A 25607-nucleotide genomic window follows, 5' to 3' on the forward strand; every position below is an offset into this window, starting at 1 on the left:
CCATGGACACCGGTATCCCGCCCCCCGACAGCCTGGACCTGCCCCTGGAAGGCATCCGGGTCCTGGACCTTTCCCGCGTGTTCGCCGGCCCGCTGTGCGGCCAGGTGCTGGCCGACTTCGGCGCCGAAGTCGTCAAGGTCGAGCACCCGGTGCGCGGCGACGACACCCGCGACTGGGGCATGCGCATCGGCAAGACCGAAACCACCTACTACAACAGCATGAACCGCAACAAGCGGTCCATCACCCTGGACCTGCAGTCCACGGAAGGCGTGGAGATCGTCTACCGCCTGCTGCCGCGGTTCGACGTGGTGATCCACAATTTCAAGAGCGGCGGCGCCGAAAAACTGGGCCTGGGCTACGCCCGGCTCAAGGCCTTGAAGCCCGACCTGGTCTATTGCGCCATCGGCGGCTACGACAGTTCGGGTCCCGAAGCGGCGCGCCCCGGCTACGACCTGGTCATCCAGGGCGAAACCGGCCTGATGGCGATCAACGGCGAAGCGCAACAGCCGCCGCTGAAGTTCGGCGTCGCCGCGGTGGACATGATGACCGGCATGTACGCCGCGCAGGCCGTGCTGGCGGCGCTGCTGCGGCGCGAACGCACCGGCCGCGGGCGCCTGATCGAAATGGCGCTGTACGACTGCGGCATCATGGTCACCAGCTACTACGGCCTGGACGCCTTGCTGCTGGGCCACGACCCCCAACGCTTCGGCAACGCCCATCCTTCGATCGTTCCCTATGGCATGTTCGAAGCCGCCGACGGCCCGCTGATCATCGCGGTGGGCACCAACGCGCAGTTCGACAAGTTCTGCCGGCAGGTGATCCTGCGGCCCGACATCGTCGAAGACCCCCGCTATGCCACCAATGTCGAGCGGGCGAAGAACCGCCTGGGCCTGCTGCCCATGGTGACCGCGCTGATCCGCGAATTTCCCCGCGACCTGCTGCTGCAGCGCCTGGCCGACGCCGGCATTCCCTGCGGCAAGGTCCTGGGCCTGCACGAAGCCCTGACCAGCCAGCGCACCCGCCAAAGCGGCCTGACGCGGGAAATGCCCCACCCGGTGACGGGCAGCACCCACATCTATGCGCCGCCGTACCGCCTGGACGGGCAGCGCCTGCCCATCCGCCATGCGCCGCCCACCCTGGGCGAAGGCACGCGCGACGTGCTGCAACGCTTGCTGCAGATGACCGATACACAACTAGAGGCATTGCAGGCGCAAGGCGTCCTGACATTGCCCGGGCATTGAGCCTGGCGCCATCGCCCACTTTGAACCCGCCGCAGCCATCAGGAGACAAACCACATGCAACGACCCACCACCCGCCGCGCCTGCCTGGGGCTGGCGCTGACGGCGGCCCTGTGCGCCGCGCTGCCCCAGCAGGCCGGCGCGCAGAACGCCTTTCCCTCCAAGCCCATCACGCTGATCGTGCCCTTCCCGGCCGGCGGCTCCACCGACCGCCACCTGCGCATCGTGGCGCAGGACGCCTCCAAATACCTGGGCCAGCCCGTCATCGTGGAAAACCGGCCGGGCGCCGGCGGCACGCTGGGTCCGGCCACCATGGCCAAGACCGCCAGGCCCGACGGCTACACGATCAGCCTGTACACGCTGGCGATGCTGCGCATGCCCTACATGCAGAAAAGCAGTTGGGACCCGATCAACGATTTCACGTTCATCCTGGGGCTGTCCGGCTACACCTTCGGCTTCACGGTGCGCGCCGATTCGCCCTACAAGACCTTCAATGAATACATCGAAGCGGCGCGCAAGGCGCCCGGCACCATCGACTACGGCTCCACCGGCGTGGGTTCCTCGCCCCACCTGCTGATCGAGGAAATCGCCATCAACGCCAAGGTCAAGCTGAACCACGTGCCGTTCAAGGGCAATGCCGACATGCAGCAGGCGCTGCTGGGCGGCCACGTCATGGCGCAAAGCGACGCCACCGGCTGGGACCAGTTCGTGGACGCCGGCAAAATGCGCCTGCTGGTGACCTTCGGCGAAAAGCGCACCACCCGCTGGCCCGACGTGCCCACCGCCCAGGAGCTGGGCTACAAGGTCGTGTCCACCTCGCCCTACGGCCTGGCCGGCCCCAAGGGCATGGACCCGGCCGTGGTCAAGACGCTGCACGACGCCTTCAAGAAGGCGCTGTTCGACCCCGCCAGCATGGAAGTCATGAAACAGCTCAACCAGGAACCCGCCTACCGCGACAGCCAGGACTACAAGGCCTGGGCCCAGGCCACCTACGTCAAGGAAAAGGGGCTGATCGAGTACCTGGGATTGATGGCGAAGGATTGATTCAGGGCGCCCCCAGCCGCAGCAGTTCCCCCATGCGCCGCTGGATCCAGAGCTCGGTTTCGCTCAGGCTGCGGCCCCGCAGCCACAAAGAGCGCACCGACAGCATCGGCAGGGACAGGTCGGCGCAAGGCACGCCGACGAGCGCGTTGCTGTAACCCTCGTATTCCGCGATGTTCAGCGGCAGGATGGCCCAGCCGACGCCGTTGGCGGCCATGGCGGCGATGTTGTAGCTGCTGTCGGCCCGCCACACCGTGGGGCTCAGCACAGCCTGGTCCACGCCGTCCATCTGCATCAGCAGTTGGCGGTGCCGGGCCAGGTCGTTGCGCCCGACCTCGGGCAGCGCGGCCAGGGGATGCCCCGGCGCCACGAAGATGCCCTGGGCCACGTCGCCCAGATAGCGGTGCGCGTAGGCCGGGCCGGGATCGCCCCGGTCGAAGTGGAAGGCCACGCTGGCGCGCCCCTGCTCCACATAGTCCGCCACTTCCGTCGCGGTGCCGTTCAACTGGGTCAGTTCCAGCGCCGGGCAGCGTTCCGCCAGTTCCTTGACCATCGCGTCCAGCACCAGGTAGGGCAAGGCCTCGTCCAGGGCGATGGACAGCCTCGCCTCCCGCCCGCCCGCGAAGGACAAGGCGCGCTGCTCCAGCGCGCCGGCCTGCCGCAGCAGTTCCCGCGCCTCTTGCAGCATCACCTCGCCGGCCGGGGTCAGCGTGGCGTTGCGGCGCGCGCGGTCGAACAGTTCCACGCCCAGGTCCGCCTCCAGCAGCCCCACCGACGTGCTGACCGCGGATTGCGCGCGGCCCAGGCGCCGCGCCGCGGCCGAGAATGACCCCGCCTCCGCCGCGGCGGCGAATTGGCGAAGCTGCTCCAGCGTCCATTGCATGATGGCCTCCGGCAAATCATCTATTTAATAGATGGATTCCAACTTTTCTCAGGAAATTTCAAGATGGATAATAGCGCCCCTGGAACCGAGGGCCTTTCCGGCCCGTCGCCCGCGCGGCGCGTTCCAGTCATTCAGGAGCAGAACCATGCAGCGGACCGAACCGAACGCTGTCGCCACGGCCGCGCCGGGCCGCTGGCTGGTGCTGACCATCGTGTCCAGCGCCTTGTTGTTGATCGTGGTCGACATGACCGTCCTCTACACCGCCTTGCCCCGCCTGACGCATGAATTGAACGTCACCGCGTCGGCCAAGCTGTGGATCGTGAACGTCTACGCGCTGGTCGTATCCGGCCTGCTGCTGGGGATGGGCACCCTGGGCGACCGCCTGGGCCACAAACGCCTGTTCATGGCGGGCCTGGCGGTATTCGGCGCGGCCTCGCTGGCCGCCGCCTATTCGCCCGGCGCGCCCGCGCTGATCGCGGCGCGCGCGCTGCTGGCGGTGGGCGCCGCCATGATGATGCCCGCCACCCTGTCGATCCTGCGGCTGACTTTCGCCGACGAACGCGAGCGCGCGATCGCCATCGGCGTCTGGGCGTCGGTGGCCTCGGGCGGCGCGGCCGTCGGGCCCGTCGTGGGCGGCGTGCTGCTGGAGCATTTCTGGTGGGGCTCGGTGTTCCTCATCAACGTGCCCATCGTGCTGCTGGCCCTGCCGCTAGCGTGGCGCCACATCCCGGCCAGCCGTCCGGACGCGTCCCGTCCCTGGGACCTGCCGGGCTCCTTGCAAGTGATGGCGGGCCTGATTCTCTGCGCCTACGCGCTGAAGGAACTGGGCAAGCCCGCGCCCTCGTGGACGCATGCCGGCCTGGCCTGCGCGGCAGGCGCGTCCCTGCTTGCGGTCTTCGTCCGCCGGCAGCGCGCGCGGCCCTATCCGCTGATCGACTTCGCCATCTTCCGCAACCGCGCCTTCAGCTCGGCCGTGGCGGCGGCGCTGTTCGCGGCGGCGGCCCTGCTGGGAATGGAACTGGTGTTCAGCCAGCGGCTGCAACTGGTCATGGGCAAATCGCCGCTGGAAGCCGCGCTCTTCATCCTGCCGCTGTCGCTGGCCGCCTTCGTCTCGGGCCCGCTCGCGGGCTGGCTGCTGGGGCGCGTCGACAGCGCGCGCATGCTGTTCCTGTCCCTGCTGGTCTCGGGCATCGGCATGGCCGGCTACCTGCTGAGCTACGACGCGTCGATCGCGCCGCAGATGGCCAGCCTGTGCATACTGGGCGCGGGCATCGGCGCCACCATGACGGCGGCCTCCAGCACCATCATGCAAAGCGCCACGCCGGAGCGCGCCGGCATGGCGGCCTCGATCGAAGAGGTCTCGTACGAGCTGGGCGGAGCGCTGGGCGTCACGCTGATGGGCTCCATCCTGTCGGGCGTGTACGCGCGCTCGCTGGCGGTGCCCGACGGCCTGTCCGGCGCCGCCGCCCGCGACAGCCTGGACCAGGCGCTCATCGTCGCCGAAGGCGTGCCGGCGGACCTGGGCGAAACGCTGGCCCGCCTGGCCAGGACCGCGTTCGACACCGGCTACGCGGCCGTCCTCGCCACCGCCACCGCGCTGCTGCTGGCCACGGCGGCGTTCGTGCTGTTCAACCGCCGGCGGATGAAGGCCTGAGGCGCAAGCCTTCCGCCGGTCAGCCGTTGCGGAAGGCGTGGTCCATGTCCGCGATCAGGTCTTCCTCGTGTTCCAGCCCGATGGACACCCGGATCAGCCCTTCGGACACGCCGGCCGCATCGCGCTCGGCCGCCGGCACGCCGGAATGCGTGGTGGACGCGGGATGGCAGATCAGGGATTCAGTGCCCCCCAGGCTCACCGCCGACCGGAACAGGTGCAGCGCGTTGATGAAGCGGAACGCCTCGGCCCGCCCCCCTTCCAGCACGAACGCGAAGGTGGAGCCCGGCCCCGTGCACTGGCGCTTGTAGACCTCCTGGTAGGCCCGGTCGGCGATCAGTTCGGGGTGATATATCCGCACCTTTTCGTGCGGATTGCCCGACAGCCATTGCGCCACCTTGGTCGCGGTGCGTGCCGCCTGCTTCATGCGCAGCACCACGGTTTCCATCGAACGCGTGATCATCCAGCAGGAATGCGGGTCCAACTGCGAGCCGAACGCGCTGCGGATGGCGCGCACCTTCTTGATCAGTTCCTTGCTGCCCGTGACGGCGCCCGCCACCAGGTCGCTATGGCCGCCCACGTACTTCGTGAGCGAATACACGCACAGGTCCACGCCGTGTTCGACGGGCTTCTGGAAGATCGGCCCCAGCAGCGTGTTGTCGCACACCGAAATCGGGCGGTAGCCGTGCCGCGCCTCGAACGCGTCCAGCTCGTTCTTCATGGCTTCGAAGTCGATCAGCGCGTTGGTCGGATTGGCGGGCGTTTCCACATAGAAGAGGCGGACCGGCCCCTGGGCCGCCGCGGCCTCCAGCGCCGCGCGCATGCTGTCGGCCGACAGGCCGTCGCGGATGGCGTGCGAACCGATGCCCCACTCCGGGAAGATCTTGGAGATCAGGGTCTCGGTGCCGCCGTACAGGGGCACCGACTGCACCAGTTGGTCGCCCGGGCGCAGGAACGCCAGGAATACCGCGCTGATCGCCGACATGCCGCTGGAAGTCACCGCGGCGTCCTGCGAGCCGTCCAGCAGCGCCAGGCGGTCTTCCACGATTTCCAGGTTGGGATGGTTGAAGCGGCTGTACACCAGCCCCGCCGACTCGCCCTGCGGCAGGGGCTTGCGGCCCGACACCAGGTCGAAGAAGGCCGCCCCGTCCTCGGCCGAGCGGAAGGCGAAGGTGGAGGTCAGGAATACCGGCGGCTTGACGGCGCCCTCCGACAGAAAGGGGTCGAACCCGTAGGACATCATCTGCGTTTCCGCGTGCAGCGGGCGGCCGAAGATGTCTTTCTTGTGATAGCTGGAGTAACTCATGGTCTGCCTCTCTCTCGGTTTGCGGGCCCCCGGCAGGGACTGCCGGAGCGGGCGCGTCACGCATGCGAAAACAATAGCGCCGGCGGCCTGGGGATGCATGGCAGTATGGCGTCACGCCGCGGCAATATTCTTTCCATTTACATTGCCGGAAAGCGATAATGGAAAACAATATTTCCTACGTCTGCCATTCCATGAAAGATACTGCCTCGTCACATCAACTTGACGCGATCGATTGGAAAATCATGAAAATCCTTCAAGAAGATGGGCGGCTCAGCAACGCCGAGCTGGCCGAGCGCGTGTCGCTGTCCGCCTCGCCCTGCTGGAAACGCCTGAAGCGCCTGGAATCGTCCGGCGTGATCCGGGGCTACCAGGCCATCCTGGACCGCCGCGCGCTGGGCATGGGCGTGGTGGCCTTCGTCAGCATCTCGCTGGAGAACCACACGGAAAAGACCTGCCGCGCCTTCGAGGCCGGCGTGCTCGCCATGCCCGAGGTCCTGGCCTGCCACAACACCACCGGCCAGCACGATTACCTGCTGCACATCGTGGCGCGCGACTTCGACGCTTATTCGGAATTCGTGCGCAACCGCCTGCGCCCCCTGCCGGGCGTGAAGGAATTGCTCAGCACACTGTCGATGCACGAGGTCAAGTCCTCGACCAAGCTGCACCTGTAGGGCCGCCCGGCGGCTATATCGTGCCGGGCACCACGCGGTTGCGGCCCTGGCGCTTGGCTTGATAGAGGCCGCGGTCGGCCGCCTGGATCAGCTCGGTGCACGGCTGCTCGCCGCGCGGCACCGCCGTGGCGGCGCCGATGCTGACCGTCAGCCAGGGGCCCGAGCCCGCGTCCCGCTGCGGAATCTGCATGGCCGCGACGGCGCGCCGCAGTTTTTCGGCGGCCAGCCGCGCGCCGCCGGCCGGCGTGCCCGGCAGCACCAGCGCGAACTCTTCCCCGCCGAAACGGGCCGCCAGGTCGCTGGACCGGTCGCAACTGGCGAAGATGGTATTGGCCACGCGCTTGAGCGCCTCGTCGCCCGCGATGTGGCCGTAGGTATCGTTGTAGGACTTGAAATAGTCCACGTCGATCATCAGCATGCTGATCTCGCGGCCGTCGCGGCGCGCGCGCAGCCATTCCGCATTGAGGTATTCGTCGAAATAGCGCCGGTTGCCCAGGCCCGTCAGCCCGTCGGAATTCGTCAGCCGGCGCAATTCCATGTTGCTTTCCAGCAATTGCTGCTGGCTCTGGCGCAAGGCCTGGTAGGCCTCGTCGCGCTGCACCAGCGCCAGATACGAGCGCGAGTGGTAGCGGATGCGCGCCACCAGTTCGATGGAATCGGGCAGCTTCACCAGGTAATCGTTGGCGCCCGCCCCGAAGGCGGCGCTCTTGCTCGCCGGATCTTCCTTGGTGGACAGCACGATGATGGGAATGTCGCGCGTCACGGGATGGCTGCGGTATTCCTGCACCAGGCTCAGCCCGTCCACGCCCGGCAGCGCCAGGTCCTGCAGAATGACGGTGGGCCGGGTCTGGATCGCCATGGCCAGCGCCTTGTCGGGGCCCGAGCAATAGTGGAAATCGATATTGCCCTCCGAGGCCAGCGCCCGCCTGACGGCCTCGCCCACTATCACCTGGTCGTCGACCAGCAACACCATCGCCGCGTGCGAATGCAGGCTCGCCGAGGCCGAACTCTCTATGGAAGGGTACATGGTCAGTCCTTCGTTTCCGGCGAGGTGTCGAATTCCTCGTGCCGGAAAACCTTTGTGCAGGGTCAATTCGCCGATAGGGCCGAAACATTCTGGAACAAAGTAGAGCCGTCCCCCAGAGTATTACGAAATGTGGAGTTCGTCGGTAATTATTGCAAAGCCATGGGCTATCAGCCACGAAAAACGCCGCAATCGTGCCGAAACCCGCCGGCTACGCGGCCGGCCGCCACAGGGCTGCGGGCGGACGGTGCTCCACCCAATCGCGCGCCTGCCCATAGGCGTGCGCCAGCCGCAGCACGGCCAGGTCGCCCCGGGGCGGGCCGATCAATTGCATGCCCATGGGCAGCCCGGCGGCATTGAAACCCACCGGCACGCTGATCACCGGGCAGCCGGCCAGCGTCCAGGGCGTCACCGTCTCCATCCAGCGGTGGTAGGTGTCCATGGGGCGCCCGGCGATCTGCCTGGGCCAATCCAGCTTCGCATCGAACGGGAATACCTGCGCCGACGGCACCGCCAGGTAGTCCACCTCGCCGAACATGCGCAGCACCGCCTGGTACCACGCGCTGCGCTCCTCGGTGGCCTGGTACACCTGCCGCGCCGTCATGCCGTCCAGCCCTTCCACTTCCCAGATCAGCGCCGGCTTGACCAGCTTGCGCGTCTCGGGGTTCTGGACCAGGGCATGGAACTGTCCGCCCACCATCAGGTGGCGGTGCGCCAGCCAGATCCGCCACAGGCGGTCGCCGGCGAACGGCACCCGGTAGTCCACCGCCTCGCAGCCCACCGCCGCCAGGTCGCCCAGGGCCCGTTCGCACAGGTCCAGGATGCCCGGCTCCATGGGCAGGTAGCCGTTCCAGTCGCCCAGCCAGCCCACGCGCTTGCCGCGCAGGTCGGCGTCCAGCGGCCCGGCGAACTGCGCCGGGTCGTCCGACAGCGACAGCGGCACGCGCGGGTCGTGGCCGGCCATCACCGACAACAGCAGCGCCACGTCGCGCGGAGTGCGCCCCATCGGGCCTTCGTACGACAGTTGCTTGAGGAATACCTCGGGCGCCGGTCCGAAAGGCACGCGGCCGGCCGACGGCCGCATGCCGTAGACGTTGCAGAACGCGGCCGGATTGCGCAGCGAACCGCCGAAATCGCTGCCGTCGGCCACCGGCAGCATGCGGGCCGCCAGCGCGGCGGCCGCGCCGCCGCTGCTGCCGCCCGCGGTCTTGGAAGGATCGTAGGGGTTGCCGGTGGTGCCGTACACCGGGTTGTAGGTATGCGACCCCAGGCCGAACTCCGGCACGTTGCTGCGGCCGATGAAAACGGCGCCGGACGCCCGCAGGCGCTCGATCATGATCGAATCGTGCTGCGTCACCTGGTCTTTGTAGACGAGCGAGCCCATGGACGTGACCATGCCCCGCACCGCCGTCAGGTCCTTGGGCGCCTGCGGCATGCCGTGAAGCCAGCCCAGCCACTGCCCCGCGTCCAGTTGGGCGTCGCGTTCGGCGGCCTCGCGCATCAGTTCGTCGCCGTCGCGCCGGGCGACGATGGCGTTGAGCTTGGGATTGACCCGGTCGATGTGCGCCAGGTAGGCCGCCATCACTTCGCGGCAGGACACGCGGCGCTGGCGGATCGCTTCCGACAGCGCGTGCGCCGGCATCGCCACGATATCGTCCAGGCCGGGGACCGGGGCCTCGGTGGCAGGGTTCATGCATGTCTCCTTGTCGCGCCGCGGAATCCGCCGGCGCGGGTATTGTGTTGGGCGCGCCGGCGGAAATCCGGGCGCGCGCAAACAATACTACGCGACGCGCCGTCCCTTCGCGGCTAGCGGGCCGCCTGCCTGGCGCCGATCAGGTCGATCAGGCCGTCGGACAGCGTGCCGCGCCAGCTCAGGTAATCGTGGCCGCCCTCCACCTCCTGGTGGGTGACCCGGTAACCCTTGGCGGTGAGCACGTCGCGCAAGCGCCGGTTGCTGTCGAGGATCCCCGGCTGGCCGCCCCGGCCCATTTCGAAGCGCCCCGCCACCAGGTAGAAGCGCACCGGCAGCTTGCGCGCCGCCGCGAACTGCCGCGCCAGCCACTGGTCCTCTTCGCCCGGCTGCCCCCACCAGTACGAGCCGGACTGGCTCAGCACGTTGCCGAACACCTCGGGATGGCGCAAGGCGGCGTAGGACGAGGCCAGGCCACCGTAGCTGGAGCCGCCGACGACCGTGCGCGCGGCCGGCGCGGCGATGCCTTGTTCCCGGGCCCACGGCATCAGCTCGCGCGCCAGGAAGTCGGCGAAGTCCGGATTCGGCGGCAGCTCCGCGGATCGCGAATCCGCGGTCGGGTTCGAGATCAGCACCGCCGCCGTGGGCGGAATGACGCCCTCGGCGATCATGTTGTCCAGGATCGTCGGCGTGGGCACGCGGCTGAGATACGGCCCCGCGTCGAACAGCACCAGCACGTGGTTGCCGGGCGCGTCCGGCCGCCAGCCGGCGGGGCGGTACAGGTGGATATCGCGCGTGTTGCCCAGGATCCTGCTGCGCAGGGACTTGGCCTCCACCGTGCCGGCCGGGACGCCGGGGCGCGGCGCCACCCAGGGCTGCGGCGGCGCGCCGGCCAGTTCCAGCACCGAGGAATACTGGAACGCGTCCACGCCGCGCTCGGGGTAGGCCTTGGGGTTCAGCGGATCGGCCTGCGCGGTGGCCAGGATCGCGCGGCGCCGCGCGGTGTCGGAAGCAGGCAGCTCCGGCACGTCCGGCGCCAGCTTGTACGACAGGCGCGCCGAGCGCGCCAGCACGAAACTCCGGTACCAGACGTCCGAGGTTCCCAGCCGCGCCAGCGGCGCGTGGTCGGACGAGGGGCCGCCGAACAGCCGCACGTTGCGCTGCGCGCCGCGCCACAGGAAGGTCACCCGGTCATGCGCGGCGTCGACGGGCTCGATCAGCGGCGCGCCCGAGGCCGCGATCTCGCGCCAGAAGGCATCGGTGCCGCCGCCCTGCTCCAGCGCGCGCGCCAGCGCCGCGAGCCGCGGACTGTCGATGGCGGGCGCGGGCTCGGGCGCGCGCTGCGCCGACAGCGGCACGCGCTCGGACACCGCCCAGCGGTACGCGCCCCGCCCCTGCGCCCGCAGCGTGTAGCGGCCATCGTCCGGCGCCACCAGCATCAGGCCGCCGGCGGGCCGCTCGGCGTCGCTCAGGCGGCGCACGTGCCTGCCCGACGCATCCAGCAGGTCCAGCGTCACGCCGCTGTCGGCCGCCCACTCCCCGGCCAGGAATTCGCCCTTTTGCAGAGTCAGCGCGGTATCCGCCGGCGCCTGCGGCGACACCCGCCCTTCCGCGCTCTGCGCCAGGGCGGCCCCCGATGCCGCGCCAGCCAGGGCCAGCGCCAGCCATCCGGCGCGCCACCGATGGGTATTGCGTTGCTGCGTCACTTGCCTGCTCTCCTGCTCGCGTGTCGACGGATCCGCCCCGCGCGACTGCCTCGCGGTCCGCCCTCACATTAATGGGAATCAATATCATTATCCACTGAAACCCGGCCCGCCGCGGGCGCGCAGGCCCCGCCGCCGCGTTTGCGCCAGATCAAACCGCGCCGGCCCCGGCCCGCCCTATCATGCGCGGATTCCCCCCTAGCCAGGAGACGCCCATGGCCGCTGCCGACCTCTGCACCGAAGCCGAAATCCAGGAACTGGTGCATGCCTTCTACGGCAAGGCGCGCGCCGACGCGGCGCTCGGCCCCGTCTTCGACAGCCAGGTGCACGACTGGGACGAGCATCTGAGGACGCTGTCCGACTTCTGGTCCGCCGTGCTGCTGGGCACCCGCCGCTTTTCCGGCATGCCCATGCCCAAGCACGTGGCCATGCCCAACCTGAGCGCCGAACTGTTCGAGCGCTGGCTGGCGCTGTGGCGCGAAACCACCGACGCCCTGCCCAACCGCGCCCTGGCGGACGCTGCCCAGGAAATGGCCCAGCGCATGGCGCGCAGCCTCTGGTATGGCTACCAGCTCAGCCGCGACCCGAGCCAGCCCCTGACGGACCTGCGCCCCGCCTGATCACTCCACCCGCCACCAGCCGGGCAACAGGCCGCGGACCTTCGCGCGCCGGTAGCGGTCGTCGATCAGGTGGACCGTGCCGACGTCCTGCTCGGTGCGTATCACCCGGCCGGCCGCCTGCACCACCTTCTGCATGCCCGGGTACAGATAGGTGTAGTCGTAGCCGTTCTCTTCGCCATAGCGCCGGTCCATGGCGCGCTTGATGCGTTCGTTCACCGCGTTCACCTGCGGCAGCCCCAGCGTGGCGATGAAGGCGCCGATCAGGCGCTTGCCCGGCAGGTCCACGCCTTCCGAGAACGCGCCGCCCAGGACGGCGAACCCCACGCCCCGCCCGGTCTCGGAAAACCGCGCCAGGAACGCGGCGCGGCCGGCCTCGTCCATGCCGGGGGTCTGCATCCATACCGGCACGTCCGGATGGCACTCCCGCATCAGGTCCGACACCCGGCGCAGGTAGTCGAAGCTGCTGAGGAACCCCAGGTAGTTGCCCGGCCGCTCGGCGTACTGCCGCGCGATCAGGTCCACGATGGGCGCAAGCGAGCGCTCGCGGTCGCGAAAGCGCGTGGATACGTTGCCCACCACCCGCACGGCCAGTTGCTCCGCCTGGAACGGCGCGGCCACGTCGATCCACGCGGCCTGCGCGGGCAGGCCCAGCGTGTCGCGATAGAACTGCTGCGGGCTGAAGGTGCCGGAGAACAGCACCGTGGCGTGCGCGGCCGCGTAGCGCCCCGCCAGGTGCGGGGCGGGAATCACGTTGCGCACGCACAGCGTCGACGGCGGCGTCTTGGCGCCGGCCGCGCCCGGAGCGTCCAGGGTCACGTCGAACAGCGCGTGCGAACCGAACTGCTCGGCCAGGCGCATGAAGTGCAGCGCCTCGAAGTAGAAGCCCAGCACCGGATCGTCCTGCGCCAGGGGCGACAGGCCCATGTGGTCGGTGATCGCCGCCACCGCCTTCTGCACTGCCGCCAGCACGCCCGCCGGGGCCTCGTCGTAGGCCTGGTAGGCCTCCGCCTGCTTTTTGTTCAAGGCGTTCCATGAACGGTTCAGGCCGTCCAGCGCCTTTTTCAGCGGCTTGGGCGCGGCGTAGCGCGCGGCCGACAGCGCGGCCTGGCCGAGTTCGCCCGTGTACATGCGGCGCGCCCGGTCCACCAGGTTGTGCGCCTCGTCCACCAGCACCGCGACCTTCCACTGGTGGGCCTGGGCCAGCGCGTACAGCATGGCGGTGGAGTCGTAGTAGTAGTTGTAGTCGCCCACCACCACATCGCTCCACCGCGCCATTTCCTGCGACAGGTAATAGGGGCACACCTGGTGCTCGTCGGCCGTGCGGCGCAGCGCCGCCGCGTCCAGGCGGACGTGCGCCAGCGCGGCTTCGCGGGCCCGCGGCAGGCGGTCGTAGAAGCCCTGGGCCAGCGGGCAGGATTCGCCGTGGCAGTCCTTGTCGGGGTGCACGCAGGCCTTGTCGCGCGCCTGCATATCCAGCACCCGCAGGCGCGGGGCCGCCGGCTGCGCGTTGACGGTTTCCAGCGCTTCCAGCGCCAGGGCGCGGCCCGGCCCCTTGGCGGCCAGGAAGAAAATCTTGTCCAGGCCCGAACCCGGGCAGGCCTTCAGCAAGGGAAAGAGAGTGCCCAGCGTCTTGCCGATGCCGGTGGGCGCCTGCGCCATCAGGCAGCCGCCGTCGCGGGCCGTCCGGTACGCGGCCACGGCCAGCTCGCGCTGCCCGCCGCGGAACGCCCCGTACGGGAACGCCAGCGCCTCCAGCGCCGCGTCGCGCGCCTGCCGGTGGGCCAGCTCGGTCCTGGCCCACGCCAGGAAGCGGCCGCACTGCTCCTGGAAGAACGCCGCCAGCGCCGCCGCGTCGTGCGTTTCCGTCAGCACCGTTTCTTCTTCCGTGACCACGTTGAAGTACACCAGCGCCACGCGCAATTGCGCCAGCCCCCGCTCCTGGCACAGCAGATGGCCGTAGACCCGCGCCTGCGCCCAGTGCGCCGCGCGGTGGTTGTCGCGCACGCCGTCCAGCCGGCCGCGATAGGTCTTGACCTCTTCGAGCTGGTTGGCCGCGGGGTCGTAGCCGTCGGCGCGCCCGCGCACCCGCAGGTTCTCGTAGTCGCCCGACAGCGGCACCTCGGTCTCGTAGGCGGGGCCGCGCCGGCCCGCCACGAGGGCATGCCCCGCCATGCCTTCCAGCCCGCTGGGCGCCGGCGTGAAGCGCGAATCCAGGTCGCCGGCGCGGGCCGTGAACTCGCACAGCGCCCGGACCGCCACTGAATAGCTCATACCGGATCCTCCCGCCAGCTCACGTGGCAGACGCTGACCGGCATGCCGTGCGCCACGCAGTATTCCAGCCAGCGGATCTGGTTGTCCTGCAGCTTGTCGCCCGGCCCCTTCACCTCGATCAGTTCGTAGCGCCGCTCGCCCGGCCAGAAGCGGACGAGGTCGGGCAGCCCCGAACGGTTGGTCTTGACGTCGCGCAGCAGCCGCAGGAAGAACAGCTTCAGGTGCGCGGCGGGCAGGCAGTCCAGCGCCTGCGCCAGCAGCGGTTCGGACAGCGCCCCCCAGAACACGAACGGCGACTGCACGCCGCGCTTGTCGGCATAGCGCGCCAGGATGGTGTCGCGGTAGCCGGGCGTATCGAGCTGCGCCAGGCATTCGGCGAAATGCGCCTCGCGCCGCGAATGGAAATCGGGCGCGTCCAGGTCCGCCGGCCCGCGCTGGAACGGATGGAAGAACGCGCCGGGCACGGGCGCGAACACCGCCGGCCAGCACAGCAGGCCGAACAGCGAATTGATGAGCGCGTTTTCCACATAGTGCACCGGCGCGTCGTCGCGGTGCAGGTGGTCGCGCGCCACGAATTCCACCGGCGCGGGCTGCGCGGGACGCGGCAGGGCCAGGTCCTGGCGCGCCACCGCGGGCGGCCGCCGGCGCGCCGGGGCGCCCTGCCCCGCGCCGCGCAGCAGGCGCGGCATCATGCGCGCCAGCCGCTGGCTTTCCTCTTCGCTTTCGGGCTCGGCCTGCGCCTGCGCCGCCAGCGCCAGCGCGTCGCCGAACCGCGCCATGCGTTCATACACCCGGATGCGCCGGTGGCGCGCGCCCGGATAGGCGCACAGCGCGTACACCCGCTGCGCGGCCTCCCAGTCCTGGGCCCGTTCGCAGGCCTGGCCGATGCGCAGCAGCATCTTGCCGCGCCGCTTCTCCAGCCAGGCGTTGTCGCTGGCGCAGGCGTCCACCGCCGGCAGCAGCGCCTCCACGCCCGCCCCGTCTTCCAGGGCCTGGCGGCATGCGTGCAGCGCGAGGTAGCGGTCGACGTCGGCGCGCGCCTGGAACGCGCGCGACGCCGCGTCGAACGGCACAGTCTCGTACTGGAACACGCCCAGGTCCGCCAGCACGAATTCCGACCAGTCCTGGCGCAGATTGCCGAAGAACATGAGGCGGAACCGTTCGCACAGGTCCGCCGCCATGACGCGCCAGACGGGCTCGCCGGCCCGCGGGTGCCAGGCGGCATAGGATTGCGGCTGGGGGTGCAGCGGCCGCAGCGCTTCCAGCAGGTCCGCCTTGCGGGCGCCGGGCTTGACCGGCGCGCCGGGGAACAGCGCGGCAAGTTCGGCCTTGGTATGCAGGCCGAAAAGTTCGTCCAGCGTCATGGGCGCGCCGGCGTCCAGCCAGCCCAGCGCCTCCAGCGGCGCGGCGGCTTCACGGGTGCCGGGGATCTCTTCGTAGGCCAGCCGGGTGGCGCGGAACCAGGGCCCGCGCCGCATCAGCATGCGCACCATCAGCGCCCGCGACGCCTGCGGCAAGGCCTGGAAATCCGCCAGGAAACGGAGTTCGGCGGCATCCAGCAGGTCGGCGTAGCGTTCGGCCACCCACGCCAGCGCGCGCTCGAAATTGTGCAGGTAGTAATAGCGGTACGGAGGAAACATCGGCGCTGCCGGATAGCTGGGTATTTATCCAGTAATCATAGCAGGCCGGCGGCCGGCCTTGCCGGAAAGCCCGAGAGCTTTCCGACAAGGCGCGGCCGGCGAGGCGCGGCCGGCGAGGCGTCACGCCGCGGGCCTTGGGCGCCTCAGCGCGCCGGCTGCGGCGCGGCCCCGACGTCCTTGCGCACCTTGGCCACGTCGGCGGCGCTGACCGACGCCCCCTGGTTGCCCCAACTGGACCGCACGAAGGTCACCACGTCGGCGACTTCCTTGTCGGTCATGCGCCAGTCGAAGCCCGGCATCGCGTACGCGGTCGGCGCCGCCGAAGTCCCCGGCATCTGCGCGCCTTTCAGCACGATGTGGATCAGGGACGCCGGATCCGCCGAGTTCACCGTGGAGCTGAGCGCCAGTTGCGGGAACGTTTCCGTATAGCCCTTGCCCGTGCTGCGGTGGCAGGCCGCGCAGTTGTTGAGGAAGGCCATCGCGCCGTCGCTCTTGTCCTTGCCGGTGCGCAGGGCCTGCGCCACGGACTCGTCGTAGGCGAGCGGCTTCGCGTCCTTGTTCACCGGAGGCAGGCTCTTCAGGTACGCCGCGATGGCGTTGACGTCGGCGTCGGACAAATGCTGCGTGCTGTCGCCGACCACCTGCGCCATGCCGCCGAAGGCCGCCGAATGGCCGTTGCGGCCGGACTTCAGGAACGCCGCGATGTCCTCCTGGCTCCAACTGCCCAGGCCGTCGGCCATGTCGCCCCGCAGGTTCTTGGCGAGCCAGCCTTCGACCACGCCGCCCGACAGGAAGGCCGAGCCGTCCGCCTCGGTCAGCGCCTTTTCCTGCAAGGCGAAGCCGCGCGGCGTATGGCAGGTGCTGCAATGGCCCAGGCCTTCCACCAGGTACTGGCCGCGCAGCAGCGCTTCGCGGTCGGCGCCCTTGAGGTCGCTGGCCGCGGGCCCGCTCACGGCGTCCGGCGCGAACATCCAGCGCCACACGCCCAGGGGCCAGCGCATCGACAGCGGCCAACTGATGTCGGTGTCCTTGTTGGCCTGCTTCACCGGCTCGACGCCATGCATGAAGTAGGCGTACAGGGCCTTCACGTCGTCGGGCGCGACCTTGGCGTAGGCCGTGTACGGCATGGCCGGATACAGCGAATGCCCGTCCTTGGACACGCCGTGGCGCACCGCCCGGTCGAAGTCCTCGTAGGTGTAGTCGCCGATGCCGGTTTCCTTGTCCGGCGTGATATTGGTGGAATAGATCGTGCCCAGCGGCGACTCGATGCCCAGGCCGCCCGCGAACGGCTTGCCGCCCTTCGCGGTATGGCAGGCGATACAGTCGCCGGCGCGCGACAGGTACTCGCCCTGCTTGATCAACTGCGCATCGGCCGGAGTGCCGTCGGCCGCCCACGCGGATCCCGCGACCAGCGCGGAGAGCGCCGCAACAATGGTCTGCTTAATCATTGTTCCGTCTCCTTACGCCTGGACCAGCGGGCCGGGGTTCTTCAGGTACTGGTCGCGGATCGCCTGCGCGGCCCAGAAAGCCAGGGCGCCCACCAGTCCCGTCGGGTTGTAGCCCATGTTCTGCGGGAACACACAGGCCCCCATCACGAACACGTTGGACACGTCCCAGCTCTGCAGGTACTTGTTGACCACGCTTTCCTTCGGGTTGGACCCCATGATGGCGCCGCCCGTGTTGTGCGTGCTCTGGTAGACCCGCGTGTCGTAGCGCGCGCCCTTCTTGCGCACCGCGACGAAGTGCTTCTCGGGCTTCATGGCCTTCGCCACCTCGTCCATGCGCTTGCCCATGTAGCCCAGCATGTCGAACTCGTTGTCGTGCCAGTCGAAGGTCATGCGCAGCAGCGGCTGGCCGAAGCTGTCCTTGTAGGTCGGGTCCAGCGACAGGTAGGCGTCGCGGTACGACATCACCGAACCGGAAATGCCGATGGTCATGTAGCGCTGGTACGCGTCCTGCACGCCCGCCTTCCATGCCGTGCCCCAGGTCGGGGTGCCCGGCGTGGTGGGCGTCATCTTGATGGGACGCCCGCCGTAGCGCACGTGGCGGATGCTGGCCCCGCCCAGGAAGCCCAGCGGGCCGTGGTCGAACTGGTCGCCGTTCAGGTCGTCCATGCCGACGCCGCCCGCGCCCGTGCCCACGAAGGGATTGAGCTGCGTGCCCTTGGGCAGCAGCGCGTTCACCGCGCCGTTCATCTGGTAGGCGTAGTTCTTGCCGACCGTGCCTTCGTTGGTCTTGGGATCGTAGGGCTTGCCGATGCCCGACAGCAGCAGCAGGCGCACGTTGTGCATCTGGTAGGCCGACAGGATCACCAGGTCGGCGGGCTGCTCGACTTCGCGGCCCTGCGCGTCGATGTAGGTGACGCCCACGGCCTTCTTGCCGGTCGAATCCAGATTGACACGGATCACGTGCGATTGCGTGCGCAATTCGAAGTTGGGCTTCTTCAGCAGCACCGGCAGGATGGTCGTCTGCGGCGACGCCTTCGAATACATGTAGCAACCGTAGTTCTCGCAGAACCCGCAGAAATTACAGGGCCCCAGGCGCACGCCGTACGGATTGGTGTAGGGGCCGGACGCGTTGGCCGCGGGCGCCGGATACGGATGGAAGCCGACCTCGCGGGCGGCCTTGTCGAACAACTGCGCGCCATAGGTGGTGGTCAGGGGCGGCAGCGGGAATTCCTTGCTGCGCTTGCCTTCCAGCGGGTTGCCGCCTTCGACGATCTTGCCGTTCAGGTTGCCGGCCTTGCCCGACGTGCCGCACACGTATTCGAACTTGGTGAAGTACGGCTCCAGTTCGTCGTAGGTCACGCCGAAATCCTGGATGGTCATGCCTTCGGGGATGAAGCTCTTGCCGTAGCGCGTCTCGTAGCGCGTGCGCAGTTCCAGCTCTTCGGGCAGCACCCGGTAGTGCATGCCGTTCCAGTGGAAGCCCGCCCCGCCCACGCCCGTGCCCAGCAGGAACGAACCGTTCTGGCGGTACGGCACGGCCACGTCGTCCACGCCGTGGCGGATGGTCACGGTTTCCTTGGACAGGTCCTGGAACAGCTTGCCGCGCACGGAGTACGCCAGTTCGTCGATCACCTTCGGGTACTCGGCGTCCTTGGGCGTGTCCTGCATGCCGCCGCGCTCCAGCGCCAGCACGTGCAGGCCGGCTTCGGTCAGTTCCTGGCCCAGGATCGCGCCAGTCCAGCCGAACCCGACCAGCACCGCGTCAACTTTCTCTTTCTTGATCGCCATGGCTCAGCCCTTTTCCCCAGAGATCGAAACGGGACCGTAGGGGTACTTCACGTTGGGCTGGTCCACCCAGTCCATGTAGTCGGCGCGAGCCCCCGGAAAGCCCACCATCTTCCAGCCCACCATGTTCTTGTTGCCGCCGTACATCGGATCGGCGAAGAACCCTTCCTTGGTGTTCGACAGCAGGAAGCTGAAGAACGTCCTGGACGGAACGGTCTCGAACTCGATCTTGCCGCCCTGCAGGTCCTTCAGGATCTGCTCCTGCAGCGGCTTGTCCAGTTCGGCGTAGACCTTGCCGTGCGTTTTCACGCACCAGGCGTCGCAGGCCTGGATGCCGTTGCGGTAGACCTCGCGCGGATTCTGGTTGAGCTGGTAGCCCAGTTCCGGCACCACGTCGGGATGGAACGGCCCCTGCATGTACCAGAGCTTGCCGTGGCCGAACGGCGTTTCCATCTGGCGGTCGATGAATTCCGGCACGCCGGCTTCGATGGCGCCGGGGCCGTAGTCGTCGGCGGGAATCAAGTGATCGACGGCCGCGACGATGAAGGCCCATTCGGCCTTGGTGAAATAGGTGGGTTCATAGGGCTTGGCCGCGCGCGCGGCGGCGCTCTCCGGCCCGTTGGTACAGCCGGTGGCCATTGCGCCCACCGCCAACGTCGACGCCGGCACGATGGCCAACGCCTGCAGGAACCGCCTGCGCGGCTTTGCGTCTTCTGTCATAGACATCTCCGTGAATACTCCAAGTTGTCCTAGCGACTGCGAACATGAACCTGGAAACACGAACCGCCGAGCTAGTGACAACACGCTCTTCGCTTACAGAAAATCGACCGTTCCTGTGAATAGGGACACAAGAAAAGGTGGGGACATTATGCGCTCTTTCGAGCATCTGATATGCACGATGGACCGTATCAGTTCGATTTTCTTGACATGAAAATGTCTTTTGCTTTAAGGACTACGTAAGACGCCTGAAAACGCGGGCTTTTCTGACAAGGCCATGAACGGTTGCATCGCATTCCATTGCGCGCCGACGCGCGCCGCGCACTGCCCAACGCATTAACAACGCTAATAGGACTTCCTGTTTATTTAATTGGTCCTGCCCTGCCCCGGACACTACAGTGTCATCGATCCATGGGGAGGGAACACGTGTCGCCGCACCAACAACCCACACGCCGGACGCTGGACATCCTGGCAACCTTGATCGCCTTTCCGACCGTCAGCCGGGACTCCAACCTGGGCCTGATCGAATGGGTGCGCGACTGCCTGCGCGGGCACGGCATCGGCGCCCGCCTCAGCTACGACGACTCCGGCGCCAAGGCGAACCTGTTCGCCACCATCGGGCCGGACCTGCCCGGCGGCATCGTGCTGTCGGGGCACACCGACGTCGTGCCCGTCGACGGGCAGGACTGGAGCAGCGACCCTTTCAAGGCCCGCATCGCGGACGGGCGCCTCTACGGCCGCGGCGCCTGCGACATGAAGGGCTTTCTCGCGGCCGTGCTCGCCTGCGTCGACCGCCTTGCGGCGGCGGAACTGCGACGTCCGGTCCACCTGGCCTTCACCTACGACGAAGAGGTCGGCTGCAAAGGCGTCAGGACCCTGCTGGCCGACCTGCAAGCCGCGCGGATCTCGCCCGCGGCCTGTATCGTGGGCGAGCCCACCGACATGCAGGTCGTGACCGCGCACAAAGGCAGCCGCAATTACCGCTGCTGCGTCCGCGGCAAGGAAGCCCACGCGTCGCGCACCCAGGACGGCGTCAACGCCATCGAATATGCCGCGCGCCTCATCGGCCGCATCCAGGACCTCGCCGACGAGTACGCCCTGGCGCCCCGCGAGGACAGCGCGTTCGACACCCCTTACGACACGCTTCAGACCGCCCTCGTCAACGGCGGCCTGGCGCGCAACATCGTGCCGCGCGACTGCGAATTCATCTTCGGCTACCGCTATCTGCCCGACAGCGATCCCGACCGCATCGTGGGCAGCGTCCAGGACTACGCCCGCGACCACGTGCTGCCGCGCATGCGGCGGAAATTCGCCGCGGCCGACATCCTGTTCGAAAAGCAGTCCGACAACCCCGCCTTGCGCCCGGGGCCCAACGCCGCCATCGCCCGCTTCGTCATGGGCCTGTCCGGCGCGGGCCATGCCGGCCCCCACGTGAGCTACATGACCGAAGGCGGGCTGTACCAGCAGGCGGGCGTCGCCTCCGTCATCTGCGGGCCGGGCAGCATCGAACAGGCGCACCGGCCGGACGAATACGTGGAGCTGAGCCAGCTCGCCCGCTGCGAAGCCATGGTCGCCGGACTTTGCGAGCATGCCGCCGAATTCCAGACCGATACGGAAACGACAGGAGAAGCCCGATGACCCCTCGCGCGACACGCGCTTTGCGCCACATGGCGGCCGCCCTCATGGCCGCGCTGGCGGTCCCCCTGTGCGCGCCCGGCGCGCATGCGCAGGCGCCCGCGCCGCTGAAGGACTATCCGCGGCAGGCCATTACGCTGATCTCGCCCTTTCCGCCCGGCGGCGGCAACGACGGGGTCGCCCGGTTGCTGGCAAACGAACTCGGCCGCATCACCGGCCAGTCCGTGGTGGTCGAAAACCGGTCCGGCGCGGGAGGCAATATGGGAACCGCCGCCGTCGCCCGCGCCAAGCCCGACGGCTATACCCTGGTGCTTTCGCAGAACAGCGTCATGGCGGTGAATCCCGCCATCTACAAGAACACGGGCTTCGACGCGCTGAAGGACTTCGCCCCGGTATCGCAGATCACCTCGGCCCCGCTCGCGCTGGTGGTCAGGAGCGAAAGCCCCTACCGCACGCTGGCCGACTACCTGAACGACGCCAAGGCGCGGCCCGGCGCCGTCACCTACGCCACGCCCGGCAACGGCACGCTGTCCCACCTTACCGGCGTCCTGCTGGCGCGCCAAAAGGACCTGTCGCTCGTGCACGTGCCGTACCGGGGCGCCGCCCCGGCCGTCAACGACCTGCTGGGCGGCACCGTGGACATGCTGATCACCTCGCCGCCCTCCGTGGAGTCGCTGGTCACCGGCGGCAAGCTGCGCGTGCTCGGCGTCACGCACGAAAGCCGCATCGGCGCGTTCGAAACGGCGCCCACCCTGGCGGGCCAGGGCATTGAGAACGTGTCCATCGAAGGCTGGTACGGCGTCTTCGCCCCCGCCGGCACGCCGCCCGAACGCGTGGACTACCTGGCCTCGGCGATCGGCCAGGCGGCGCGCACGCCCGCCGTCCTCGACAAGATCCGCCAGGACGGCGCCGAAGTGGTGGCGAGCGAACCCGACGCATTCGCCCGCAAACTGCGGGACGAAACCACCTACTGGGCGGGCGTGGTCAAGAGCGCGAAGCTCGCGGTCGACTAAGGCCGCGCGGGGCGTTGCCGCGGCGAATCCGGCGGGTTCAACATCATGAATGCTTGCTGATCGCCCTGGCCGCCCGTATCACCAGCGGGCCCAGTTCACCGCGCGCGCGCTCCAGCGACCAGCGGGGCTTCGGCACCGAGATGTTCAGCGCGCCCATGGGCATCCCCTTGTCGTCATGGACCACCGCCGCCACGTTCAGATCCGCCGCGTAGAACTCTTCGTCCGCATAGGCGTACTGGTCCCGCCGGGCTTCGTCGATGAATGCGCGCAGCGTGGCGATATCTGTGGTGCTGCGCGGCGTGTGCTTGATGCGTGCAACGCTGCGCAGCTTGCGGTCCAGTTCGGCGGGGGGCAGCAGCGCCCACAATGCGCGTCCCGAGGCGGACGCCACGCACGGAATGCGCGTGCCTGCGGGCATGTACTCGGGAATGTGCCGAGCTGGCGCCACGCGCATCACGAAAACCATATTGTCCTGGTCGTCGGGCACGCCCAGGTTGACGATTTCGCCGCATTCCTGGTTGACCTGATGCAGCACCGCGTGCGCGTGCTGGAACAAGGGCTGCCGGTATAGATAGCTGTAGCCCAGCCCAACGGCCTTGACCGTCACGCTGTAGCGCTTGGTGCGCGGATCCTTGTACAGATAGCCGCCCTGCTCCAGCGTGTAGGCCACGCGCTGCGCCGAGCCCATGGTGATGCCGTTCTCACGCGCGATTTCCTGCAGCGTCAGCGAGGCATGGGCGCGGAAGGACTCCAGCACGGCCAGGCCTTTTTCCAGCGACTGGATCATCAAGGGGGAAGGTTCGGCCATCTGGACTCCGGGCAAAAGAATAGGCATGGCGATCGCGGCCCCAGGCAAACCCTAGGTGTTCGGCTCCGGGCACGCGAGGTATAAAAACGCCAGAGATATCTCTATCCGTATTCTATTATCGAATAGCGATAACATCATATAAAGGATGGGCGGCGCAAGTGCCGATATCGCCGGATCTGACGCATTCCCTCCCGCCACCCGCCTCGGTCGACGTGGCCATCGTCGGCGCCGGCATCATAGGCGTAAGCACCGCGTATGCGCTGGCCCGCGCCGGCGTGCGCGTCGCGGTATTCGAAAAAGGCGCGGTGGCCTGCGAGCAGTCCTCGCGCAACTGGGGGTGGGTGCGCACCCTGGGGCGGGACTTGCCCGAAGTCCCGCTGGCGCTGCGCGCGAACCGGCTATGGGGCGAGATCCAGGACAAGGTCGATGTGGGCTTTCGCCGCAGCGGCATCCTGTACCTGCAGGAGTCCGACGCCGACGCGGCCGGGCACCAGGCATGGATCGACGGCGCGCGCGCCTATGGCATCGATGCCCGCCTGCTAGGCAGTCGCGAGGCCCGCGGCATGCTGCCGCAAACCGCGCGCGGCTGGACCGGCGCCCTGTACAGCGCCAGCGACGGCGTGGCCGAACCGCAGTTGGCCGCTCCCGCCATCGCGGCGCTGGCGCGCGCCGCGGGCGCGCAGATTCTGGAAGGTTGCGCGGTGCGCGGCGTGGAACTCTCGGCCGGCCGCGTTTCCGCCGTGGTCACCGAGCACGGACGCGTCGCCGCCCAGGCCGTGCTGGTCGCCGCGGGCGCGTGGTCGCGGCTGTTCTGCGGCAACCTGGGCGCCGATTTCCCGCAACTGAAAGTCCGGGGCTCCGTGTTGCGCACCTCGCCCGTCGATGCCGGCCCCATGGCCGCCGTCAACGGCAGGAACTTCACCTGCCGCAAGCGCGCCGACGGCGGCTACACGGTGTCCCAGTTCGGCGCGTCGATGGCCGACGTCGTGCCGGACAGTTTCCGGCTCATGCGCCTTTTTCTCCGGTCCTGGATGGCCAACCGCGATTTCGTGCGGCTGCGTTTCGGCAAGCGCTTCTTTGAAGAGCTGGGGATTCCTCGCCATTTCCCCATGGACCGCGCCTCGCCCTTCGAGCGGCATCGCGTGCTGGATCCCCGTCCATCGGCGCGCGGCATCGAACAGGCCTGGCGCCGGCTGGTGCACGCGTTTCCCGCGTTCCGCGATGCGCGCATCCAGCAGTCCTGGGCGGGCTATATCGACGTGACCCCGGACGCGATGCCGGTGATGGACGCCGTGCCGCGCCTGCCCGGCCTGTACCTGGCTTCGGGCTTTTCCGGGCATGGTTTCGGTATCGGTCCCGCCGCCGGCGAAGCCATGGCGCAGTTGATCCAGGGCCAGGCTCCCGCCATCGATCTGCACCCCTTCCGCTACGGCCGCTACGGTTCCTAGGAGGTTCCCCTCATGCCCACCCTTCAACTCGCCCGCCGCGCCGTCGCAATGGCGGGCCTGGCTGCCCTGGCCGCGCTGGCCCAGCCCTCCGCCGCGCGCGCCGACGCCTGGCCGGACAAGCCCATCCGCATGCTCGTCGGCTATCCCCCGGGCGGCGGCACCGACACCGTGGCGCGCGTGCTGGCGCAGCAATTGGGCAAACAACTGAAGCAGCCCGTCGTCGTGGAAAACCGCGCCGGCGCCAGCGGCACCATCGCCACCCAGCAGGTCGTCCGGTCCGAACCCGACGGCTACACAGTGCTGTTCGCCACGGCATCGCCCTTGACCGGCGCGCCGCTGACGGTCAAGGGCCTGGCCTACGATCCGATGAACGACCTGATCCCCGTTTCGCGTATCGGCGGCGGCCCCTTCATCCTCGTCGCCCACCCCGCGTTTCCGCCGAACACGCTGCCGGAACTGGTCGCCTACGCGCGCGCCCATCCAGGCGAAGTCAACTACGCATCGCCCGGCGTCATGACCGCCAACTACTTCTTCTCCGAGCAACTGAACATGGATGCCGGCATCAAGACCGTGCACGTGCCCTACAAAGGCAGCGCCGCCTTGCTGAACGACGTCATGGCCGGACAGGTGCAATACACGCTGGACACCCCGGGCACCACCCTGCCCCTCATCAAGTCCGGCAAACTCAAGGCGCTGGCGATTTTCAGCGACAAGCGCCTGGACCGCGCGCCCGACATCCCCACCGCCAAGGAAGGCGGATTCCCCAACATGGTGGGCGGCTCGTGGTACGGCCTGCTGCTGCCCAAGGGCACCCCGCCCGACATCGTGGACGCGCTGTACAAGGCCACCAAGGTCGCCCTGTCCGGCGAAGAGGTGCGCCATGCGATGGAAGAGCGCGACGTGATCATCGAAGGCAGCACCCCGGAACAGTTCCGCACCTACCTGCACGCCGAATTCAGGCGCTGGCAAGGCGTAACGCAGAAACTGGGCATCCAGCCGCAGTGACCCGCCCGCA

At 68.6% G+C, this 25607-nt stretch carries 20 protein-coding genes; 9 read left to right on the forward strand and 11 right to left on the reverse strand.

Features of this window, described 5'->3' with window-relative positions:
* Positions 1 to 2 precede the first annotated feature (2 nt).
* Positions 3 to 1241 carry a CoA transferase gene (locus tag WHX56_RS21795; protein ID WP_338878970.1) on the forward strand — a complete coding sequence of 413 codons (1239 nt, stop codon included), beginning with the start codon at positions 3 to 5 and terminating at the stop codon, positions 1239 to 1241.
* Positions 1242 to 1295: 54 nt separating this feature from the next.
* A complete protein-coding gene (locus tag WHX56_RS21800) occupies positions 1296 to 2282 on the forward strand; it encodes a tripartite tricarboxylate transporter substrate binding protein (RefSeq protein ID WP_129242530.1) in 987 nt (328 codons plus the stop codon).
* A gap of 1 nt (position 2283) precedes the next feature.
* Here the strand turns inward: WHX56_RS21800 and WHX56_RS21805 are convergent, their stop codons facing one another.
* Complete coding sequence (locus WHX56_RS21805) at positions 2284 to 3162, reverse strand: LysR family transcriptional regulator (RefSeq protein WP_287753478.1); 879 nt, start codon at positions 3160 to 3162, stop codon at positions 2284 to 2286.
* Between the two features lie 145 nt (positions 3163 to 3307).
* Here WHX56_RS21805 and WHX56_RS21810 point away from each other — a divergent pair, with 145 nt between their 5' ends.
* Positions 3308 to 4816: an MFS transporter gene (locus tag WHX56_RS21810; RefSeq protein WP_338878971.1), complete on the forward strand. Its 1509-nt coding sequence runs from the start codon at positions 3308 to 3310 to the stop codon at positions 4814 to 4816.
* Positions 4817 to 4835: 19 nt separating this feature from the next.
* On the opposite strand, the gene WHX56_RS21815 is transcribed toward WHX56_RS21810, so the two are convergent.
* The gene (locus WHX56_RS21815; protein ID WP_129242527.1) at positions 4836 to 6119 is read right to left on the reverse strand and encodes a cystathionine gamma-synthase family protein; all 1284 of its coding nucleotides are present in this window, start codon (positions 6117 to 6119) and stop codon (positions 4836 to 4838) included.
* A 191-nt stretch (positions 6120 to 6310) separates the two neighbouring features.
* Here WHX56_RS21815 and WHX56_RS21820 point away from each other — a divergent pair, with 191 nt between their 5' ends.
* Positions 6311 to 6790: an Lrp/AsnC family transcriptional regulator gene (locus tag WHX56_RS21820; protein WP_338878972.1), complete on the forward strand. Its 480-nt coding sequence runs from the start codon at positions 6311 to 6313 to the stop codon at positions 6788 to 6790.
* A gap of 13 nt (positions 6791 to 6803) precedes the next feature.
* Here WHX56_RS21820 and WHX56_RS21825 read toward each other — a convergent pair whose 3' ends face one another.
* From WHX56_RS21825 to fes, 3 genes are all read right to left on the reverse strand, one after another.
* On the reverse strand, positions 6804 to 7817 hold the full coding sequence (locus tag WHX56_RS21825; protein ID WP_129242525.1) for a response regulator: 1014 nt from the start codon (positions 7815 to 7817) through the stop codon (positions 6804 to 6806).
* A gap of 208 nt (positions 7818 to 8025) precedes the next feature.
* A complete protein-coding gene (locus WHX56_RS21830; protein WP_338878973.1) occupies positions 8026 to 9507 on the reverse strand; it encodes an amidase in 1482 nt (493 codons plus the stop codon).
* Positions 9508 to 9620: 113 nt separating this feature from the next.
* The gene (gene fes, locus WHX56_RS21835) at positions 9621 to 11210 is read right to left on the reverse strand and encodes an enterochelin esterase (RefSeq protein WP_338878974.1); all 1590 of its coding nucleotides are present in this window, start codon (positions 11208 to 11210) and stop codon (positions 9621 to 9623) included.
* Between the two features lie 212 nt (positions 11211 to 11422).
* Between fes and WHX56_RS21840 the strand changes: the two genes are divergently transcribed.
* Positions 11423 to 11827 (forward strand): group III truncated hemoglobin, encoded by a 405-nt coding sequence (locus WHX56_RS21840; RefSeq protein ID WP_129242522.1) that lies wholly within the window; start codon positions 11423 to 11425, stop codon positions 11825 to 11827.
* On the opposite strand, the gene WHX56_RS21845 is transcribed toward WHX56_RS21840, so the two are convergent.
* The 5 genes from WHX56_RS21845 to WHX56_RS21865 form a co-directional block, all read right to left on the reverse strand.
* On the reverse strand, positions 11828 to 14098 hold the full coding sequence (locus WHX56_RS21845; RefSeq protein ID WP_338878975.1) for an ATP-dependent DNA helicase: 2271 nt from the start codon (positions 14096 to 14098) through the stop codon (positions 11828 to 11830).
* Complete coding sequence (locus tag WHX56_RS21850) at positions 14095 to 15738, reverse strand: VRR-NUC domain-containing protein (protein ID WP_338878976.1); 1644 nt, start codon at positions 15736 to 15738, stop codon at positions 14095 to 14097. The genes WHX56_RS21845 and WHX56_RS21850 overlap by 4 nt, the downstream gene beginning before the upstream one ends.
* Positions 15739 to 15881: 143 nt before the next feature.
* On the reverse strand, positions 15882 to 17186 hold the full coding sequence (locus WHX56_RS21855) for a cytochrome c (RefSeq protein WP_338878977.1): 1305 nt from the start codon (positions 17184 to 17186) through the stop codon (positions 15882 to 15884).
* A gap of 12 nt (positions 17187 to 17198) precedes the next feature.
* On the reverse strand, positions 17199 to 18974 hold the full coding sequence (locus WHX56_RS21860; protein WP_338878978.1) for a GMC family oxidoreductase: 1776 nt from the start codon (positions 18972 to 18974) through the stop codon (positions 17199 to 17201).
* A 3-nt stretch (positions 18975 to 18977) separates the two neighbouring features.
* Positions 18978 to 19691 (reverse strand): gluconate 2-dehydrogenase subunit 3 family protein, encoded by a 714-nt coding sequence (locus tag WHX56_RS21865; protein WP_129242517.1) that lies wholly within the window; start codon positions 19689 to 19691, stop codon positions 18978 to 18980.
* Between the two features lie 408 nt (positions 19692 to 20099).
* Between WHX56_RS21865 and argE the strand changes: the two genes are divergently transcribed.
* Positions 20100 to 21326, forward strand: coding sequence for an acetylornithine deacetylase (argE, locus tag WHX56_RS21870; protein ID WP_338878979.1), 1227 nt, complete (start codon positions 20100 to 20102; stop codon positions 21324 to 21326).
* Positions 21323 to 22336: a tripartite tricarboxylate transporter substrate binding protein gene (locus WHX56_RS21875; RefSeq protein ID WP_338878980.1), complete on the forward strand. Its 1014-nt coding sequence runs from the start codon at positions 21323 to 21325 to the stop codon at positions 22334 to 22336. The genes argE and WHX56_RS21875 overlap by 4 nt, the downstream gene beginning before the upstream one ends.
* Positions 22337 to 22379: 43 nt before the next feature.
* Here the strand turns inward: WHX56_RS21875 and WHX56_RS21880 are convergent, their stop codons facing one another.
* On the reverse strand, positions 22380 to 23144 hold the full coding sequence (locus WHX56_RS21880; RefSeq protein ID WP_338878981.1) for an IclR family transcriptional regulator: 765 nt from the start codon (positions 23142 to 23144) through the stop codon (positions 22380 to 22382).
* A 158-nt stretch (positions 23145 to 23302) separates the two neighbouring features.
* On the opposite strand from WHX56_RS21880, the gene WHX56_RS21885 reads away from it, so the two are divergent.
* Positions 23303 to 24592, forward strand: coding sequence for an FAD-binding oxidoreductase (locus WHX56_RS21885; RefSeq protein ID WP_338878982.1), 1290 nt, complete (start codon positions 23303 to 23305; stop codon positions 24590 to 24592).
* A gap of 12 nt (positions 24593 to 24604) precedes the next feature.
* On the forward strand, positions 24605 to 25597 hold the full coding sequence (locus WHX56_RS21890; RefSeq protein WP_338878983.1) for a tripartite tricarboxylate transporter substrate binding protein: 993 nt from the start codon (positions 24605 to 24607) through the stop codon (positions 25595 to 25597).
* Positions 25598 to 25607: the final 10 nt, after the last annotated feature.

This window comes from Achromobacter veterisilvae (genome assembly GCF_037619525.1).
GTDB classification, from domain to species: Bacteria; Pseudomonadota; Gammaproteobacteria; order Burkholderiales; family Burkholderiaceae_B; genus Achromobacter; species Achromobacter veterisilvae.